The following is a 19,884-nucleotide window of genomic DNA, read 5'->3' as shown; positions in this document are numbered from 1 at the left end:
AAAGGAATTGTTGGAATTGATTTAAATTTGCTTTCCTGCTTTGATAAGTAGATCTCTGGTGGCATTGATACCTTTTTCAGGATCCATGTCTGTTCCTTCATATTCGATACCGATAAAGCCGGTATAACCAACATCTTTAACGATCTTTAGCATCTTTTTATAATCGATGACTTCTTCGTTGCCTTCCATGTCGAAGGTGTAAGATTTCGCACTAACCGCTTTTGCATGTTTCATCAATTTCTCCACGCCTTCATATTTTGGAAACTCTTCGATACATTCTGCCTGCCATCTGGCACCACCTTCACGTTTCAAACAGAAATTCCCGAAATCTGGCAGGGTTCCGCAGTTTTCCATATTAACGGCATCCATTACACTAACCAGAAGATCTGCATCTGAAGATAAATAACCGTGATTTTCTACTAATACATTGATGTCTTTAGTTGCGGCATATTCAGATAGCTTTTTGAGGGCATCTATAGAATTGTTTTTCCAGTTCTCTCTTTCCTCGTCACCAAACAGATTCACTCTTATGGAATGGCAACCAAGAAATTGAGCGGCATCTACCCATTTTTTATGATTTTCTACTGCCTGGTTTCTTGCTACAGAATCGGTGGTTGCAAGATCTCCTTCGCCATCGATCATAAGGAGTAAATTCTTCACTCCAAATTCTTCACTTCTGGTTTTAAGTGTGTCCAGTACTTTTTGTAGATCCTCTTCAGGAGTTTTAGAATCTTTTACTTTTTCAGCATAAAAACTTGTAACATATTCTACTCCTTCAAAACCCATTTCACTGGATTTTTCAGCAAAATCCATCGGGTCCAGGCTACCTTCAAAAATTGGGCGGTGTAGGGACCATTGTGCTAGTGAAATTTTGAAGAATAAGGAATCATTTGTTTTTTCTGCAATTTCCTGTGATTCATTCTCGTTACTGGAATCAGTTTGATTCTTACAAGAAATAGTAGACAGGGAAAGGCTAATAGCAAGAAAGAGACTGCAGGCTCTAAGTGATCTGAAATTCATTTTTTGGTATGCTTAGGTTGTATGGCTTAAAGCCATTGAAAGATTGAAAATTAAATGTAGTCTTTTTTTTAAAGAAGTAAAATTATAGCCATAAATTTATATATTTGGTAGACTTCGAACTATTTTTTCAACGATAAATCAATGTATTGTGAATAACTATTATGAAAATGACAGCTATGATGCTATAGTTGTTGGAACAGGTATTAGTGGTGGCTGGGCAGCAAAAGAGCTTACCGAAAAAGGTTTTAAAACACTTGTTTTGGAACGTGGTCGTATGGTAGAGCATGTCAAGGACTATCCAACAATGAACGATGATCCATGGGATTACAAATTCAAAGGGCAGGTTCCACTAGACGAAAAGAAACGACAGCTGAAGCAGGCAAGAACCGGCTATACTGTTTCTGAACCTAGCAAACACTGGTTTGTAGATGATATTAAGCATCCTTATAACGAAACAAAAAGATTTGACTGGATGCGTGGATACCACGTTGGAGGTAGATCGATTATGTGGGGAAGACATAGTTACAGATTAAGCGATCTTGATTTTGAAGCGAATAAAAAGGATGGAACAGGAGTGGACTGGCCTATTCGATATAAGGATATTTCTCCCTGGTATGATTACGTAGAATCCTATATAGGAGTTTGCGGTGAGAAATTAGGTTTGAGTCAATTGCCAGATGGTCAATTCTTACCACCAATGGATTTAAATTGTGTGGAAGATCATCTTAGACAAAGTATTTCTGAAAATTTCGACGGTCGGGTAATGACTTCCGGTCGGGTTGCTCATATAACCGGTGATAAAAAGTTCGAGGGCCGTTCTAAATGTCAGTTTAGAAATAGATGTATTCGTGGTTGTCCTTATGGAGGATATTTCAGTAGTAACTCTTCTACTTTACCTGCTGCGGAAAAAACCGGAAACATGACCTTGAGACCAAACTCTATTGTGAGTGAAGTTCTATATGATGCAGATACTAAACTTGCTACCGGAGTAAAAGTTGTAGACACTGAAAGTGGAGAGACTATGGAATTCAAAGCCAATGTGGTCTTTCTATGTGCTTCAGCCGTGGCTTCTGCAAGTATTTTAATGCAATCAAAATCTGATCGTTTCCCTGATGGTATGGGGAATGATTCAGGAGAACTAGGACATAATGTGATGGATCACCATTTTAAAGCTGGGGCATCTGGTAATTATGATGGTTTTCAGGATATGTATTATAAAGGAAGAAAGCCAAATGGTATATACCTGCCAAGATTCAGAAACCTTAACGGGAATAATGAAGTTGATTTCTTGAGAGGTTATGGTTACCAGGGAGGTGCCAGTCGTACGAACTGGGCAGATAGCGTTGCGGAAGCAGGTTATGGTGAAGATCTTAAGAAAGCGGTGACAGAACCAGGAGGCTGGAATATGGGATTGATGGGCTTTGGTGAAACTCTGCCATATCACGAAAATAAAATGAGTCTTGATTATAATAAACTGGATGAATGGGGACTACCAACCGTAACTTTTGATGCCGAATTTAAAGAGAATGAGCTGAAGATGCGTAAGGATATGGTAGATCAGGCTGTACAAATGCTTGAAAAAGCTGGATTTAAAGATGTTAGTGGTTACGATGATATTGGTGCGCCAGGTCTTGGAATACACGAAATGGGGATGGCCAGAATGGGTAGAGATCCTAAAACATCTGTACTTAACGGAAATAACCAGGTTCACGAGGCTAAAAACGTATACGTAACCGATGGAGCATTTATGACTTCTGCCGGTTGCCAGAACCCGTCGTTAACTTATATGGCCATGACCGCAAGAGCGGCAGATCATGCCTCGAAAAACTTTAAGAAGTCTAATGCATAAAAGATTTTATCATGAATAGAAGACAATTAATAAAAAATCTCGGACTGGGTGCAGGAGTTTTTGTAGTAGGGCCTTCGGCATTAAGTCTTTTGCAAAGCTGCAAGAATGAACCTGATTATGACTGGCAACCGGTATACCTAAGTGCTTCAAACGGACTCGCATTAAAACAGGTACTCGATACTATTTTACCCGCGACAGATACACCCGGAGCTTCAGATCTTAATATTGCACAGTTCATTGATTCTTACATGGATACCGTGGCTGAACCGGAAAGAGCTAAAGAATTTAAACGATCTGCAGATGCTTTTGCACAAGCCTTTGAAAAAGAATTCGAAAAATCACAGGACGATGGAGCGAAAGAAGATTATGATCAGATACTTAAGAAGTATCTAAAAGCGACTCCGGCAGATCAGGAGAAATATATGAAACGTAATACCGAGACTCAGGATGCACAAAATCAGGAGCCTGATGTTGAAATGGATTCAGATGCCGGAGCTTATGCTTATCTGAATAACGTTCGGGATATGGCGATATGGGCATGGAAGAACAGCGAAGAAGTGGGTGAGAATGTTATGTGGTATGATCCAATTCCTGGAGAATATATTCCTTGCGGCCCGGTAAGTGAACTTGGTGGCGGAAAAGCGATGTCTTTATAGATTCTTAGTCATAATCCTAAAAATTTGAGATTTATCAACAGTTGTTGGTAAAAAAAATCAAATTGTGAAATTTTTAATAATATGGCGATAATGCTGATTTCATTGCATTATCGCCATCTTTTTGAGGATTCTTTAAAAATTGCTGCAAGAAATTGACGTTTAAAAATTTCAAACGTTTGCGAAATCCTATAAATTCAGAATGTCGATTGTTTTGTTAACAATAAATTATATAAATTTATCGTGCTCAACGTGTATTTGAGCGATTCCAACTAAAACTTTAACTTATGAGAAAATTGATTTTCAGGAGCCTTTTGTTAATCGGAGCACTTATTACCTTCGGTATGGCAAAAGCGCAAACTGTAACCGGAACAGTGACAGATGAGAGTGGTCCGCTGCCCGGTGCAACCGTTTCCATTAAGGGAACATCGACGGGTACCACTACAGATTTTGATGGTAATTATACCATCAACAATGTTCCGGCAGATGCTACGCTTATGTACAGCTTCGTTGGATATGTAACGCAGGAAGTCAAGGTGAGCGGTCGTGAGACTATCGATGTAAACCTTGAAACGGATGCTTCTGAACTGGAGGAGATAGTTTTAATTGGTTATGGAACCACAACTGTAAGGGATGCAACCGGTGCAGTTGCTTCAGTAACTTCTGAAGAATTTAATAAGGGTAACATTTCTTCCCCGGAAGAATTGATTCAGGGTAAAACAGCTGGTGTACAGATAACACAGGCAAGTGGTGAGCCTGGAGCTGGAATTGCACTTCGTATTCGAGGGACAACTTCAGTAAGATCTAATAACAATCCATTATTCGTTGTAGATGGTGTGCCATTAGCTGGTGATGCTACTGCTGCAGGTGGTGGTGACCTTGGAATTGGATCTAGCTCTTCAAGAAATCCATTAAACTTCCTTAATCCTAGCGATATTGAAAGTATAAGTGTTTTAAAAGATGCTTCTGCAACAGCAATTTATGGTTCCAGAGGTGCCAATGGTGTTGTGATCATTCAGACCAAGTCTGGTAGAGGAGCCCAGGGAGGTTCTTTTACTTATGATGGTTCTGTAAGTATAGCAAATGCCGCCAATGAATTTGATCTTTTAAATGCTGAACAATTTTTAGATGCTGTAGATCAATACGGCGGAGACAGAGATGCTCAGGATTTTGGTGCAGACACAGACTGGCAGGATCAGATCCTTAGAACTGCGATCTCTCAAAACCATGCATTATCTTATATGAACAGTTATAGTTCTGGTAACCTTCGTGTATCCTTAGGATATAATGGAATTGAAGGTGTAGTTGAGAATTCAAAAATGGAACGTCTTACAGGTCGTTTAAATGCTAATCAAAGATTCTTTGATGATAAGTTAAATCTTGGTTTACAATTGACACTTTCTAATGTACAGGATGAAGCGGCGCCAATTGGTAATGACGGTCCATCTACAGGTGACTTGCTGGGTGCAGCGTATTACGCAAATCCAACATGGCCTGCTGAAGTAAGTTTTGACCCGGTTGGAAACAGTAGAAACCCATTGGAGATTCTTGAGTATGTTCGTAATGAAACAGAAACTGACAGAATTCTTTTAAACCTTTCTGCAGATTATGATATTCTTGAAAATCTGAATGCAAAAGTAACATTAGGTTATGATAGAGCTGAATCTGAGCAAAATGCTTCAGTTTCAGGAAACGTTATCAACTTCGATAATGGATCACCAGGAAATGGTCGTGCTCAGTTAAACGATCTTGAAGCTACGAACAGATTAATGGAGTTTGTAGTAAACTATGATAAGCAGTTCGATAACTCTACTTTTTCAGCTTTAGTTGGTTATTCTTTCCAGGATTTCCAGAGAGAAGGAAGATATGCTAATGGTTTCGGATTTGCATCTACAGACAATGGAGCAATGTCTTCAGAATTAAGAGGCGATATTGATGCTTTATATGGAGCGGTAAATGGTGGTTTTAACCAGTTACGTTACAATGCTGATGGACTACTTGTAGACAGATTATTTACAGATAATGGTCCTGTATTAGGAGAAGCTGTAAATGGGCCAGGTGGAATCAATACCAGAGTTCTTACAAGTGGTACTTACGATAATACAGATGAAATTCAGTCATTCTTTACTAGGTTGAACTACTCTTTGATGGACAAATACTTATTTACGTTCACCATGAGAGCAGATGGATCTTCAAGATTTGGTCCTGATGACAGATATGGTTATTTCCCTTCAGGTGCATTCGCATGGAAGATCGACCAGGAGGATTTTTCTCCAGACGCTTTATCTACCTTGAAACTTAGACTTGGTTATGGTATCACAGGTAACCAGGAAGGTCTTGGATATGGAAACTTTACGATTCGTCGTGTGCTTAATGGCTACGGAATTGATAATGGTGGAAACATAAATGGTGGTGGACTTGGAACTGCAGGATTTGCTAACCCAGGATTGAAATGGGAAGAAACTGCTCAGGCTAACGTCGGGATCGATTATGGTTTCATGAATGATAGATTATCTGGTAGTATCGATTTTTACTACAAGGACACCCAGGATCTTCTTCTTGTAGCAGAACAGGCTCAGCCTTCACCGGTACCTTTCACTTTCCAGAATTTAGATGCAAGTGTAATTAACAAAGGTGTTGAATTCGCGATTGACTATGATCTAATCGACAACGACAACTTCTTCTGGAACTTTGGTTTCAACGTAGCTTACAATGATAACGAACTTCAGGATTTTGATGGTTTGATCCAGACGGCTCAAATTTCAGGTCAGGGATTAACAGGAGCTTTCGCTCAGTTATTAGCTGAAGGTCGTCCATTGTTTTCTTATTACTTAAGAGAGTTTGGTGGATTTGACGAAAATGGTCTTTCTATCTATCCTAATGGAGATGCTCAACAATTTGTCGATAAGAGTGCACTGCCAACTACAAACCTTGGTATTAATACCAGAGCTGAATTTGGAAACTTTGATGCCTCTATCTTCTTTGCAGGACAGTTTGGTCACTATATCTATAACAACACTGCAAATGCATTTTTTACTGCAGGTAGTATAAACAGTGGTAGAAACGTAACTACAGATGTACTTACTAACGGAGAGCTTCCAGCGAATGCTCCAGATGTATCTACAAGATTCCTTGAAAAAGGTGATTTCTTAAGATTACAGAATGCAAGTCTTGGTTATACCATTCCTCTTGCTGAAGATTCTTTTGTAGAAAACCTTAGAGTTTACGTAAATGGACAAAACCTTTTCGTGATCACAGACTATTCAGGTCTTGACCCAGAAGTTAGTGTAGATAAATCACTAAATGGTTTACCAACAGCTGGTATCGATTATACAGCATTCCCTAGACCTAGAACGGTAACCTTTGGATTAAATGCTAAATTTTAAAAAAATTAATGATGAAAAATAGAAAGTATTTTACTTTAATTCCAGCCTGTGCACTGCTTGTCTTTAGTGCATGTACAGACCTGGAAATTGAGGAAACAGATTCGATCATCGTGAACCAGACCGGAGAGTTTACCGGAGTTGGTGACGTAGATGCGACCTTAAGCGGTATCTATGATGCTGTACGGGGACAATTAGAAAACCAGGCTAACCTGTATGCTCTTAACGAGGTAAGTACAGATGAATTTCTGGTACCAACCAGAGGAACAGACTGGGGAGATAATGGTGTATGGAGAACATTACATCAACACAGCTGGTCTCCAATTCACCAGCATGTAAGAGATACCTGGAATGAGCAGAACTCTATCATTTTCAGAACTACTGAAATTATTGACGATAGGAGTAATGCCACTCCACAACAGGAAGCAGAAGCTAGGTTTTTAAGAGCTTTCGCTACATTCTGGGTAATGGATCTTTATGGCCAGGTACCATTTAGAGGACCAGATGAAGGAATCGAAGTAGATCCTATAGTAATGTCCAGAGCTGAAGCTTTTGACTTTATTATGGAAGATCTTAATACCGCGGCATCAAATATTGCTACGGCCTCTCCTGAGACTGAAGCTACGAATCGTGCTACTAAAGCAGCTGTTCACTTCATGCTTGCTAAAATGTACCTTAACAAGCACGTTTATACAGGAACAGGTTCTCCAGACGCTGGTGACATGCAACAGGTAATTAGCAATGTTGATGCGATTAGCGCTATGGGATTTGGTCTTGAGGAAGGATACTTTGGTATTTTCTCTCCAAAACTTGATAGCGAAACTATCTGGTATACAACATCCGGAGTAGGAAATATTATGTGGCACACTTTACATTACAACCAGAATACACCTGCCAATGGTGGTGGTGGTTGGAATGGTTTTACCACATTAGCTGAATTTTATGACCTTTTCGAAGGTGATCCAAATTCAAATTTTATGGGCGATGGTCAGGAAGAACGTAGAGGATATGTTCCAACTGAAGGTTCTCCTGTGGGAGTTGACTTTGATGGCGATGGTGTAGCAGATGAAATCGATGAAGATGGTGATGGTATGCTTGACGGATCTCAAATTGGATTTGGGATGCTAGTTGGTCAGCAGTATGGTATCGACGGTTCTAAATTACAGGCTGAAGCCGGTAAAGATCTTAGCTTTACTAAGGAACTTCCTGGACTTTTAGGTAACGGTCAGTCAACTGGAGTTCGTGTGATCAAGTATCACCCAACTAACGGTTCGTTTGCTGGACACAAGATCGTCTTTAGATATGCAGATGCACATCTTATGAAAGCTGAAGCTGCACTTAACGGTGGTGGTGGAGATGCTACAGAACTGGTAAATGAACTTAGAACGATTCGTAAGGCTTCGCCGCTTAGTTCAGTTACTTCTGAAGATCTTATCGATGAACGAGGTAGAGAACTTTATTCAGAAATGTGGAGAAGAAATGACCTGATCCGTTTTGGTAAATTTACTGAAGCATGGGGTTATAAAGATGCTTCTGAAGATTACAGAACATTATATCCAATCCCGGCATCGGCGATTATTTCCAACCCGAATCTAACTCAGAACGAGGGTTACTAAATTTTTAAAAATTGAATGAGAAGAGGGCTATTTTAGCCCTCTTTTTTTGTTATACATTTGTTAATATTATTTACCTTTCAACCTGCTCCTCAACGCAATTTATTATGGAAAAAGCCATCCGGCTTACATATTTCATTTTTATATTTATCCTGTTCTCTGCCTGTGAGAAAAAGAAAACACTTTTCGTAAAAAAAAGCAGTGAAGCTACCGGAATTCATTTCAGCAATCAGCTTGATACGGACTCTAAACTGAACATTCTTAATTATCTATATTATTATAATGGAGCTGGAGTCGCTACTGCAGATTATAATAATGATGGACGTACAGATCTATATTTCACCTCCAATCAAGCATCAGATAAACTATATCTCAATCTGGGGAATTTTAAATTTCAGGATGTAACCACTCAAAGTAATATTGATAATGCGGAAGGATGGACCACAGGAGTTTCCAATATCGATATTAATAACGATGGGCTTATGGATCTTTATATTTCGAAAGTCGCCGGAATCGAAGGTCTGGAAGGTCATAATTTGTTATATATCAATGAGGGAGTTGATACAGAAGGAAATTTAAAATTTAAGGAAAGCTCTAAGGAATACGGTCTGGATTTCAGCGGATTCTCTACGCAATCAGTTTTCCTGGATTATGATCTTGATGGTGATCTGGATCTGTTCTTGCTCAATCATTCCATTCATCCCAATAGAAATTATGGTCGCGGTAGTAAACGAAATTCATTCGATGCCAGGGCAGGCGATCGAATCTTTAGAAATGAAGGGACAACATTTGTGGACGTTTCCGAAGAAACAGGAATATTTCAGGGTCCTACGGGTTATGGTCTAGGTGTCGCCGTTGGTGATCTTAATAATGACAATTATCCTGATATCTACGTTGGAAATGATTTCTTCGAGAACGATTATGTGTATATCAATCAGCAAGATGGTAATTTTCAAGATTTAATTACCAGCAGCCCACAGAGTCTAGGTCATACTTCGCATTATTCCATGGGAAATGATATTGCCGATATGAATAACGACGGACTTGCAGATATTGTATCGCTTGATATGCTTCCTGAAAACCTGCAAACCTATAAGACTTCCGGACTGGAATTTCCTTTTCAGACATATTCCAATTACCTAAGAAATGGATTTGCACCGCAGTATATGCAAAACACACTGCACATCAATCGCGGTGATCTGAAGTTTTCTGAAGTGGCTTACCTGAGTGGTGTTGCTACAACCGAGTGGTCCTGGAGTGCTTTGTTTGCCGATTTTGATAATGATTCGCATCAGGATCTATTCATCACCAATGGCATCAAAGGTGCCACCAATAATATGGATTATATAAAATTCATTTCTACGGAAGAGATTCAGCAACAAATTAGTACCGGTGAAAAGATAGACCTCGAAAATCTTACTAAACGACTTCCGGAGAAAAAGGTTGATAATTACATTTTCAAGAATAATGGTGATCAAAAGTTTACTGATGCTTCTGAAGAGTGGTTACCTGTACAGAAAAGCTTTAGTCATGGTAGCGTTTATGTAGATCTTGACGATGATGGCGATCTGGATCTGGTTACCAATAATACTGAAGATGCCGCCTTTATTTATGAAAACACCACGAATGAAAGCAATTTTTTAAAGATCGATCTGCAAGGTACTGATAGAAATAGATTCGGGATTGGAGCGAAGGTTACGGTTCATACTAAGAAAATAACGCAAACGAAAGAACATTACCTGAGCAGAGGATATTTGTCTTCACTCGCTCCAGGTTTACATTTCGGCTTAGGATCGAATACAGTAGTAGATTCGGTTATTGCTAAATGGTACGATGGTAGCAAAACGGTATTGAGAAAGGTGAAATCTAATCAAAAAGTAATTATTAAGTATTCAGATTCAGAAGAGAGTAAAAAAGAAAGCGCTAAACTACCAGCATATGAAATTGCTAACGATTCTATTTTGAATTACAGACATATTGAACAAGCAAGTCTTGATTTCAATAGGCAACCGTTAAGCTTGTTTGCATATTCAAATCCAGGACCAACCTTGGCGACTGGTGATTTAAATGGAGACGGAAATATAGATTTGGTTCTGGGAGGTGGCAAGTCACAGGCGCTGCAGGTCTTCTTCCAGAACGATGAAGCTTTCAAAAAATTAGAGACTTCAGCTTTTGAGGCAGATGCTATTTCAGAAAACACCGGCATCGCTTTGCTGGATCACGATAATGATGGTGATCTGGACATACTGGTGGTTAGTGGTGGAAATGAATTTAGATCTGGGGAAGCACTTCAGCCAAAACTATATGTGAATGAAAATGGGCAGTTTCGAAGGGATCATAATAGTTTTAACGGACTTTCCCTAAATGCTTCAGGAGTTATTGTGGCAGACGTCAATAATGACGGATTTCAGGATGTATTTTTTTCATCCAATATCAAACCACATGAATTTGGTTCCAGCTCAGAACAGTTTCTTTTTATCAACGATAAAGGTGAATTTAAAGATGCCACCTGGGAATATTTCAAGGAACTTCCCGGGAGCGTTCAAACATCAAAATGGGTTGATTTCAACAGAGATGGTTTTTTGGACCTAATAATGGCAGGACATTGGAATGCACCGGTGATTTATTTGAATAATAGCGGCAAGTCTTTTTCGAGAATGGATAGTAATTTATCAGATTTTCAAGGTTGGTGGAATGATCTGGAGCTTGCCGACTTTGATAACGACGGCGACCTTGATCTTGTGGCTGCGAATTGGGGTCTTAATTCCAGGCTTACTGCATCAAGGGAAGAGCCCGTAAATCTTTACCTGAATGACTTTGATGGGAATGCTACTTCAGATCCTATTCTAACATATTTCTATAAAGATGAAGAAACCGTATTTGCTTCAAAAGATGAACTGGATCAACAACTGCCATATTTGAAGAAGAGATTTAACACCTATGAACAGTTTGCAAATGCAGAGCTTTCAGAAATATTTCCGAAGGAAAAATTAGAAGAAGCACAGGTGCAAAACGTCACAGAACTAGCGTCCTGTTATTTCGAAAATCTAGGAAATGGGACGTTCAAAAAACATGAATTAGCTTTTGAAGCTCAGGTTTCAGCAATGATGTCTATAGAAGTTTCAGATTATAATGCTGATGGTTATCCAGATGTTCTTTTGGCAGGAAATAACTATGAAATAAGCACTCAATTAGGTAGATTAGATGCTTCACATGGGGTTTTATTATTAAATGATGGCAGCGCAAATTTCGCAGTTTCAAAACAGTTTCCAGCGATCTCCGGGGCGGCACGTGATATCGGGAAAATATGTGTGGGAAATCAGGAATATGTGATCATTACCAGGAATAATGATTCCCCTGTAATTTTAAAATCAACGAATAAAAATGAATAGAACCAGTTACTTTCAGGTTTTAGCAATTTGCTTTTCAATATTTATAGTCTCTTGCGATTCAGATAAAAAAAAGGAGGAGGATAATTCCGTAGAAAATATTCCCTCTCAGAATACTCTTTTTACTGAAATGCTTCCAGAAGAAACAGGGATCGATTTTATCAACGAAGTTAAGAATCAGCCAGACTTCAATATTTTCAAATACCGGAACTTTTATAATGGTGGCGGTGTTGCCATTGGCGATATCAATAATGACGGACTGCCAGACATCTATCTAACCGCCAATATGAAACCGAACAAATTATATCTGAATAAGGGTAATTTCGAGTTTGAAGATATTAGTGAATCTGCAGGCGTGGAAGGTAATAAACCATGGTCGACCGGAGTCAATATGGTGGATATCAACAATGACGGTCTCCTCGATATCTACGTGAGTAACGCTGGAAATATGGAAGGCGATAATCATGATAACGACCTGTATATAAATAATGGAGATCTAACTTTTACTCAAAAAGCTAAGGAATTTAACCTTGCAGAAACTGGATTTAGCACTCATGCATCCTTCTTTGATTATGACAAGGATGGTGATCTGGATGCCTATATTTTGAATAATTCCAATATTCCTGTAAGTACTCTTGGCTTTGCCGAGCAAAGGAATATTCGAGCACAGGATTGGGAAGGAGTGCCTAAAATTTTCAGAGGAGTAGGTGATATGCTACTTAGAAATGATGATGGCGTATTTACCGATGTGAGTGAGGACGCTGGTATCTTTGGTAGCTTGATAGGTTTTGGACTTGGAGTAATGGTTAGTGACTTTAATAACGACCTGTATCCAGATATCTATGTGTCCAATGATTTCTACGAGCGTGATTATTTATACATCAATAATCAAGATGGTACTTTTACTGAAGAAATTGAAAACTGGACGCAGCATTTATCGCTTTCTGCAATGGGAGTGGATATGGCAGATATCAATAATGATGGTTTTGCTGATATTTTTATCACCGATATGCTTCCCGATTCTGAAGAAAGAGTAAAATCTGTGATGGAATTTGAAGGTTATAACGTCTTTAAACTGAAGCAAAGCAAAGATTTTTTTCAGCAATACATTCATAATACCCTGCAATTAAACAATGGGAATGAGTCATTTTCAGAGATCGCTCATTTTAGCGGTGTTGAAAGTACAGACTGGAGTTGGGCAGGACTTATCTTTGATATGGATAATGATGGAAACCGTGATATATATGTCACAAACGGAATTAATCATGATCTAACCGATCTCGATTTTGTTGAATTTTTTGCCAATGAGATCATTCAGAAAATGGCATTAACGGGTAAAAAGGAAGCAATTGATTCCATTATCAATAAGATGCCGGTAACCAAACTGCCTAATTATGCTTTTCAAAATCAGGGTGATCTGAAATTCAAAAATAAAGCTGAAGAATGGGGATTAGGTTTGCCAGGTCTTAGTAACGGTAGCGCTTACGGTGATCTTGATAATGATGGAGATCTTGATCTGGTCGTAAATAACGTAAATATGAATTCCTTTATTTATAGAAATAATTCTGAAAAAATTGCAGATCACAATTACCTTAGAATTAAGCTGAAGGGTGCCGATAAGAACAGGTTTGCGATTGGAGCAGTTGTCAAGATATATACCGGAGAAGAGATTATTTTGCAGGATCAAAATCCTTCTCGCGGCTTTCAGTCCTCCATGGATTATGTGATGAATATTGGCTTAGGCAAGAAACAGAATCTTGATTCCTTGAGAGTGATCTGGCCAGACAACGCGACTCAATTACTTGAAAATGTAAAAGCCAATCAAACTTTGGTGCTGGATCATTCCGAAGCTAAAGATCAGTTTGAGATCAAGAAACAAATAAAATCAAAAACCCTGCTTACCGAAGTTTCCAACGATAAACTGGAAAGTCATTCCGAAAATCAATATACCGATTTTGATTTTGAAGGAATGATCTATAAGAAATTGAGTCAGGAAGGTCCGGCGATGGCAGTTGGTGATATCAATAATGATGGAAATGAGGATGTATTTATTGGAGGTGCTAAAAAACAAGCTGGAACTATTTATCTGAATCGTGGAAATGGAAATCTGCAGAAGATGAATCAACCCGCTTTAACGGCCGATGCGATGTTCGAAGATACTGCAGCTGCATTTTTTGATGCTAATGGCGATGGTAAAATAGATCTAATGATAGGCTCTGGAGGTAACGAGATTGGTGAATCGAAGAACTACCGTCCAAGACTTTACCTGAACGATGGTCGAGGGAATTTTAAACCAACTCAGGCGAAGATCCCTTCTGTAGAACAAAACGTGGCGACGATCGCTCCCCATGATTTCGACAACGATGGCGACGTGGATATTTTTATAGGATCCAGAAGCGTTGCTGTAAATTATGGAATTGACCCACAGCATTTATTTCTCGAAAATCAAGGGAATGGTGAATTTGTGAACGCTACAGAAAGGGTCGCTTATGATGTTAAATATGCCGGGATGATTACCGATGCCACCTGGGAAGATATAGATGGCGACGGTAAAAAAGATTTGGTAACAGTTTCAGATTGGGGTGCGCCTCATGTGTATACAAATTCCGGAAAAAGATTAAGCCTGCTTAAGAATGAACTGGAAAAGTATACTGGATGGTGGAATACTGTGGAAGCTGCAGATCTGGATAATGATGGGGATATGGACCTGGTTCTGGGCAATAAAGGAGCCAACCTGGCGTATGAGACCAGTTTTGAAAATCCAATGAAGTTATGGGTTAACGATTACGATGATAACGGAACTATCGAGCAGATCGTAACCCTGCATAGTGAAGGCAAGGACTATCCATTGCACATGAAGAAAGAGATGATCTCCCAGCTGGTTTTTCTGAAAAAGGAAAATATAAAAGCTTCAGAATATGCTAAGAAAACCGTGCAGGAATTAATTCCCGATCAAAAAATTCAGAATTCCATCGTAAAGCATGCAAATATTTCAGAAACTATTATTGCTATCAATGATGGGACAGGTCAGTTTAAGATTCAGAAACTTCCGGGAAGAGTTCAGTTTTCATGCGTTTGCGGAATTTCCTGCGTAGATGTGAATAATGACGGAAATCTTGACTTGGTCATGGCCGGAAATGATTTTGAATTCAAACCACAATTTAGCCGACTTGATGCTGGCTACGGAAACGTTTTACTTGGTGACGGAAATATGAATTTTGAATGGAAAGATTTTAAAGAAACTGGTTTCCATATTCGGGACGAAGTCAAGTTCCTGAAACGTATTCGCGATAAGAATGGTAAGACTTTTATAATCGCTGCTATTAACGACCAAAAACCTCGAATTTTTGAAATTAGCAATCCGTAGATACTTTCTTTATTCCCTGCTATTTTTTGTTTTCTCCTGTGCTAAGGACAAAGAAAAGGAGAAGGAATCCCTGTTTTTTAGTAATCCCAATGCTAAGGTAACCGGGATCGATTTTGTCAATGAGCTTACAGAAACCCGGGATCAGAACATTCTGGATTATCTCTATTTCTACAATGGAGGAGGCGTAAGTATTGGCGACATTAATAATGACGGTCTTACAGATATCTATTTCACTGGTAATCAGGTTCAAAATCGATTGTACCTAAATAAAGGATCCTTAAAATTTGAAGATATTACAGCAACGGCTGGGGTTGGTGGTCAAAGTACGTGGAATACGGGTACCACTATGGCCGATATTAACGGCGACGGATTATTGGATATCTACGTTTCTGCAGTAGTAGGTGTTAATGGATTTCGTGGCCACAATGAATTATTTATCAACAACGGTGATCTTACTTTTACCGAAAGTGCGGCTGAATATGGTCTCGACCTCGACACCTACAGTTCCCAGACTGCATTTTTCGACCTTGATAATGATGGTGATCTCGACGCATATATTCTCAATCATGCCGTTCATACCAATGAGTCATTTGGCCCGGCAAATATCAGGAACAATCGGGTTTACGAAAGTGGTGACAAACTGATGCTAAATGAGAATGGTAAATTTCGGGACATTAGTGAAAAAGCCGGAATCTATGGTGGAGCAAATTCTTACGGACTTGGGATTACCACTGCCGATTTCAATAATGATGGATCTACAGATGTTTATATAGGAAACGATTTTCATGAAGATGATTACTACTACCTTAATAACGGGGACGGTACTTTCAGCGAGGAATTAAAAAACAGGTTTGGTCATACTTCCAGGTTTTCTATGGGAAATGATGCGGCAGATATCAATAATGACGGATTCGTAGACTTGATCACACTGGACATGCTTCCAGAAGATGAGACCGTTTTAAAATCTTCCGCAGGAGATGATAATGTAAACCTTGACCGCTTTCGTATAGAGAAATTAGGATATCACCCGCAATACACCCGTAATATGTTACAGATCAATAAAGGGGGTGAATATTTTTCTGAAACAGCCTTGATGAGCGGAGTAGCAGCTACAGACTGGAGCTGGGGTCCACTCTTTGCAGATTTTGATCAGGATGGATCTCAGGATCTTTTTATAAGTAATGGGATTCCCAGACGTCCTAATGATCTGGATTACGTGAAATACACTTCCAACGAGCAAATTCAGAAGAAGCTTGATAAAACCACGATCGTAGATAATGAAGTGCTCGATAAAATGCCTTCGGGAGCAGTGACAAATTTTGTCTTTAAGGGTTCCGGGAGTGGACAGTTTGAAAATGTCACCCACAAATGGATCGCAAATGATTCCATTATTTCAACGGGAGTGGCCTATGGCGATCTGGATAATGATGGCGATCTCGATATTGTAACCAATAACATTAATGCACCTGCCAGTATCTATATCAATGATTTTGCTGAAGGAAATTATTTAAAACTGAAACTTCAGGGATCAGATTTGAATTCCTTCGGAATAGGTGCAAAAGCGGTCGTTTATACTTCTGAAGGTGTTCAAATTCGACAATTATATACCACTAAAGCTTTTCAGTCTTCATCAGAACCTTTGATGCATTTCGGTTTAAAACAAGGGGAGACTGTGGATAGTTTAAGAATTATCTGGCCTGGAAATCGTTCTCAACTCATTATTTCACCAGCGCTGAATTCTACTCTTTCGCTAAAGTTTTCCAATGCGAATGATATCATCAATACTGGTGAAATATTTAAAACCCGAAGCAAATTTCAATTCCAAAGAAGTGAAAACTTTGGGATCGATTATGAGCATAAGGAGAATACTTATAATGATTTTGATGTGCAAAAGTTAATACCACATCAAACTTCAGATCTTGGACCTGCTGTTAAGGTAGCAGATCTAAATAACGACGGGGAAGATGACATCATTTTTGGTGCTTCCAGGTTTCAGCCTTCAGATGTCTACTATCAGGAAAAAGGCAATTTCAGAAAAAAGAATTTTAAAGCATTAACCAGTGATTCATTGGCTGAAGACGCATCGATTACTATTGCTGATCTGAATAGTGACGGACTCCAGGATATCCTGATCGCCTCTGGTGGAGGAGAATCTGTTGGCAAAAATCGGTGGCTGAAGGACAGAATCTATTATAATTCTAAAGAAGGAGATTTCCAGGAGTCAGAGTTGTTTCCTGAGCTATTTCTTAATTCCTCTGTAATCAAAACTGCCGATTATGATAATGACGGTGATCTGGATATTTTTATAGGCAGTAACGCACAGAATTACCAGTATGGAGCGATCCCAAAGTCGGTACTATTGCGAAATGATAAGGGCGAATTTACTGAAGTGCAGTCAGAGATCTTTGAGAAAATTGGAATGGTGAACGATATGATCTGGACAGATATCGATGGTGACAATGATCTGGATATGATGATGGTAGGCGAGTGGATGTCACCGAAAATCCTGGAAAATAACAACGGAACATTTAAGAAATCGGCTGCTTTGGAAAATATGCCACTCAATGGATTATGGCAAACCTTGATAGCATCAGATATTGATCACGATGGAGATATGGATTACCTTCTGGGTAACTGGGGTCTTAATACTAAATTAAAAGCTTCTGCAGAACATCCTATGAAATTATATTACAAAGATTTTGATCAAAATGGCCTCACGGAAACCATCCTGGCAATGGAAAAAGATGGGAAGTATTATATGCCGTATGGTCTCGACGAATTGAGCGCACAGTTAAACCAGATGCGCAAGAAGTTCACTCAATATAAAGACTATGCTGGAAAAAGCATTGACGAGATCTTTTCTAAAGAAGAACTGAACTCTGCCAGCTTGCTGGAAGTACATACATTATCTTCTGGCTACCTGGAGAATAATAATGGGAACTTCAGTTTTAGACCATTTAAAAATGAGCTGCAAACAGCTCCAATACGTGCGATGCTCAGTTATGATTTTAATAAAGATGGCAGGACTGAAGTGCTGGTAGGTGGTAATTATTTCGGGATAACGCCTTATCATGGCAGATTTGATGCGATGGGTGGAATGCTGATGTTAAATCAGGATAAAATTCGTGATTCTTATGAAATTGGTTTAAATTTATCACAAAAATCTGTTAAAGATTTTTCGATTATTGAAATTGCTAACAAGTCCTATTTAATAGTGACCATACATAATTCAGAAATTGAAATCTATGAATTCAGTTTTTAAACATATAGCCAGCTTATCATGTTGCCTTCTTCTTTTTATTTCCTGTTCACAGGAAGAGAAAGAGATCGTCGTAACTCCAGATGATTTTCATGCTGCTAATGAGCACATCAGTAAAACGATGGTGCACGATATTTTTTCACCTCCGGTGGCAAGTAGAGTATATGCATACTCTAATATCGCTGCTTACGAAGTCATGGCGCAATTTGATGAGAATTACCAGAGTCTTTCAGGTCAGTTGACCAATCTCGAGGAAGTTCCTGCTCCAGAATCTGATCTTACAAACCCTGAAGTTGCCGCAATTGTGGCATTTTACGACATCGCAACCAGCCTGGTATTTTCAGAAGATAAAGTGACGGTTAAAAGTGATAGTTTATTCTCAAAATGGAAAAACACGAATGAGAGATCCTTTAAAGTTTCTGAAGCTTATGGGAAAAGGGTGGCCGCTCATATAAAAGATTGGTTGAAACAGGATAACTATTCTGAAACCCGAACCATGCCTAAATTTTCTATTCTTACAGATGATGAAAGCAGATGGCAGCCAACCCCGCCTTCTTACATGGATGGGATCGAACCGCACTGGATGAAAATAAGACCTTTCGTGATCGAGGATGCAAACCAGTTTAAACCAGCGCCACCACCAGAATTTTCTATGGAAGAAGGTTCAAGATTTCATACAGAACTCATGGAGGTTTATAATATTAGAGAGAAAATCGCAAAAGACGAGGAGAACAGCGAAGAAATGGCAATCGCCAAGTTCTGGGACTGTAATCCTTATGTTTCCATATTAAGAGGGCACTTGATGTTCGCTACAAAAAAGATCACTCCGGGAGGTCACTGGATGGGAATTGTGAAAATTGCCTGCCAGAAGGATGAAGCCGACTTCAGTAAATCTGTTTACGCCTATTCTAAGACCGCCATAGCTATTGCAGATGGTTTTATTAGTTGCTGGGATGAAAAGTATCGTAGCAACCTTGTGAGACCTGAAACTGTTATCAATAAATATATAGACGAGAACTGGACATCTGTGCTACAAACTCCGCCATTTCCAGAATATACAAGTGGACATTCTGTAATTTCTGCGGCTGCTGCCACGGCCTTGACAGATATATTTGGTGACAACTTCGCCTTTGATGATGATACTGAAGTAGATTATGGACTACCGGTTAGAAGCTTTGAATCATTCAGTAAAGCTTCAGAAGAGGCAGCAAACAGTAGATTGTATGGAGGGATTCATTACCGGGCTGCCATTGAAGTTGGGATGACCCAGGGCCAGAATCTGGGAAAATATATCATCGAAAATCTTCAAATGACAAAATCTACGAAAAATTCCGAATTAGCTTCCAAATAA

The 19,884-nt window shown here is 39.1% G+C and carries 9 protein-coding genes; 8 read left to right on the top strand and 1 reads right to left on the bottom strand.

Annotated elements, in window-relative coordinates:
• Positions 1–21: 21 nt before the first annotated feature.
• Complete coding sequence (locus tag JM79_RS09675; RefSeq protein ID WP_141877951.1) at positions 22–1,020, bottom strand: sugar phosphate isomerase/epimerase family protein; 999 nt, start codon at positions 1,018–1,020, stop codon at positions 22–24.
• Between the two features lie 148 nt (positions 1,021–1,168).
• Between JM79_RS09675 and JM79_RS09670 the strand changes: the two genes are divergently transcribed.
• From JM79_RS09670 to JM79_RS09635, 8 genes are all read left to right on the top strand, one after another.
• Complete coding sequence (locus JM79_RS09670) at positions 1,169–2,869, top strand: GMC family oxidoreductase (RefSeq protein WP_141877950.1); 1,701 nt, start codon at positions 1,169–1,171, stop codon at positions 2,867–2,869.
• Positions 2,870–2,880: 11 nt separating this feature from the next.
• Complete coding sequence (locus JM79_RS09665; RefSeq protein ID WP_141877949.1) at positions 2,881–3,525, top strand: gluconate 2-dehydrogenase subunit 3 family protein; 645 nt, start codon at positions 2,881–2,883, stop codon at positions 3,523–3,525.
• A gap of 284 nt (positions 3,526–3,809) precedes the next feature.
• Positions 3,810–6,908: a SusC/RagA family TonB-linked outer membrane protein gene (locus tag JM79_RS09660; protein WP_141877948.1), complete on the top strand. Its 3,099-nt coding sequence runs from the start codon at positions 3,810–3,812 to the stop codon at positions 6,906–6,908.
• 8 nt (positions 6,909–6,916) lie between these two features.
• A complete protein-coding gene (locus JM79_RS09655; protein WP_347707209.1) occupies positions 6,917–8,521 on the top strand; it encodes a RagB/SusD family nutrient uptake outer membrane protein in 1,605 nt (534 codons plus the stop codon).
• 104 nt (positions 8,522–8,625) lie between these two features.
• On the top strand, positions 8,626–11,910 hold the full coding sequence (locus JM79_RS09650; protein WP_141877946.1) for a VCBS repeat-containing protein: 3,285 nt from the start codon (positions 8,626–8,628) through the stop codon (positions 11,908–11,910).
• Positions 11,903–15,274: a VCBS repeat-containing protein gene (locus JM79_RS09645; protein WP_141877945.1), complete on the top strand. Its 3,372-nt coding sequence runs from the start codon at positions 11,903–11,905 to the stop codon at positions 15,272–15,274. Before JM79_RS09650 ends, JM79_RS09645 begins: the two co-directional genes overlap by 8 nt.
• Complete coding sequence (locus tag JM79_RS09640; protein WP_260443413.1) at positions 15,255–18,536, top strand: VCBS repeat-containing protein; 3,282 nt, start codon at positions 15,255–15,257, stop codon at positions 18,534–18,536. The genes JM79_RS09645 and JM79_RS09640 overlap by 20 nt, the downstream gene beginning before the upstream one ends.
• Positions 18,520–19,884 carry a vanadium-dependent haloperoxidase gene (locus JM79_RS09635; RefSeq protein WP_141877944.1) on the top strand — a complete coding sequence of 455 codons (1,365 nt, stop codon included), beginning with the start codon at positions 18,520–18,522 and terminating at the stop codon, positions 19,882–19,884. The genes JM79_RS09640 and JM79_RS09635 overlap by 17 nt, the downstream gene beginning before the upstream one ends.

It is taken from the genome of Gramella sp. Hel_I_59, from assembly GCF_006714895.1.
Taxonomy (GTDB): domain Bacteria; phylum Bacteroidota; class Bacteroidia; order Flavobacteriales; family Flavobacteriaceae; genus Christiangramia.
This window is presented reverse-complemented; position numbering and strand designations above follow the sequence as displayed.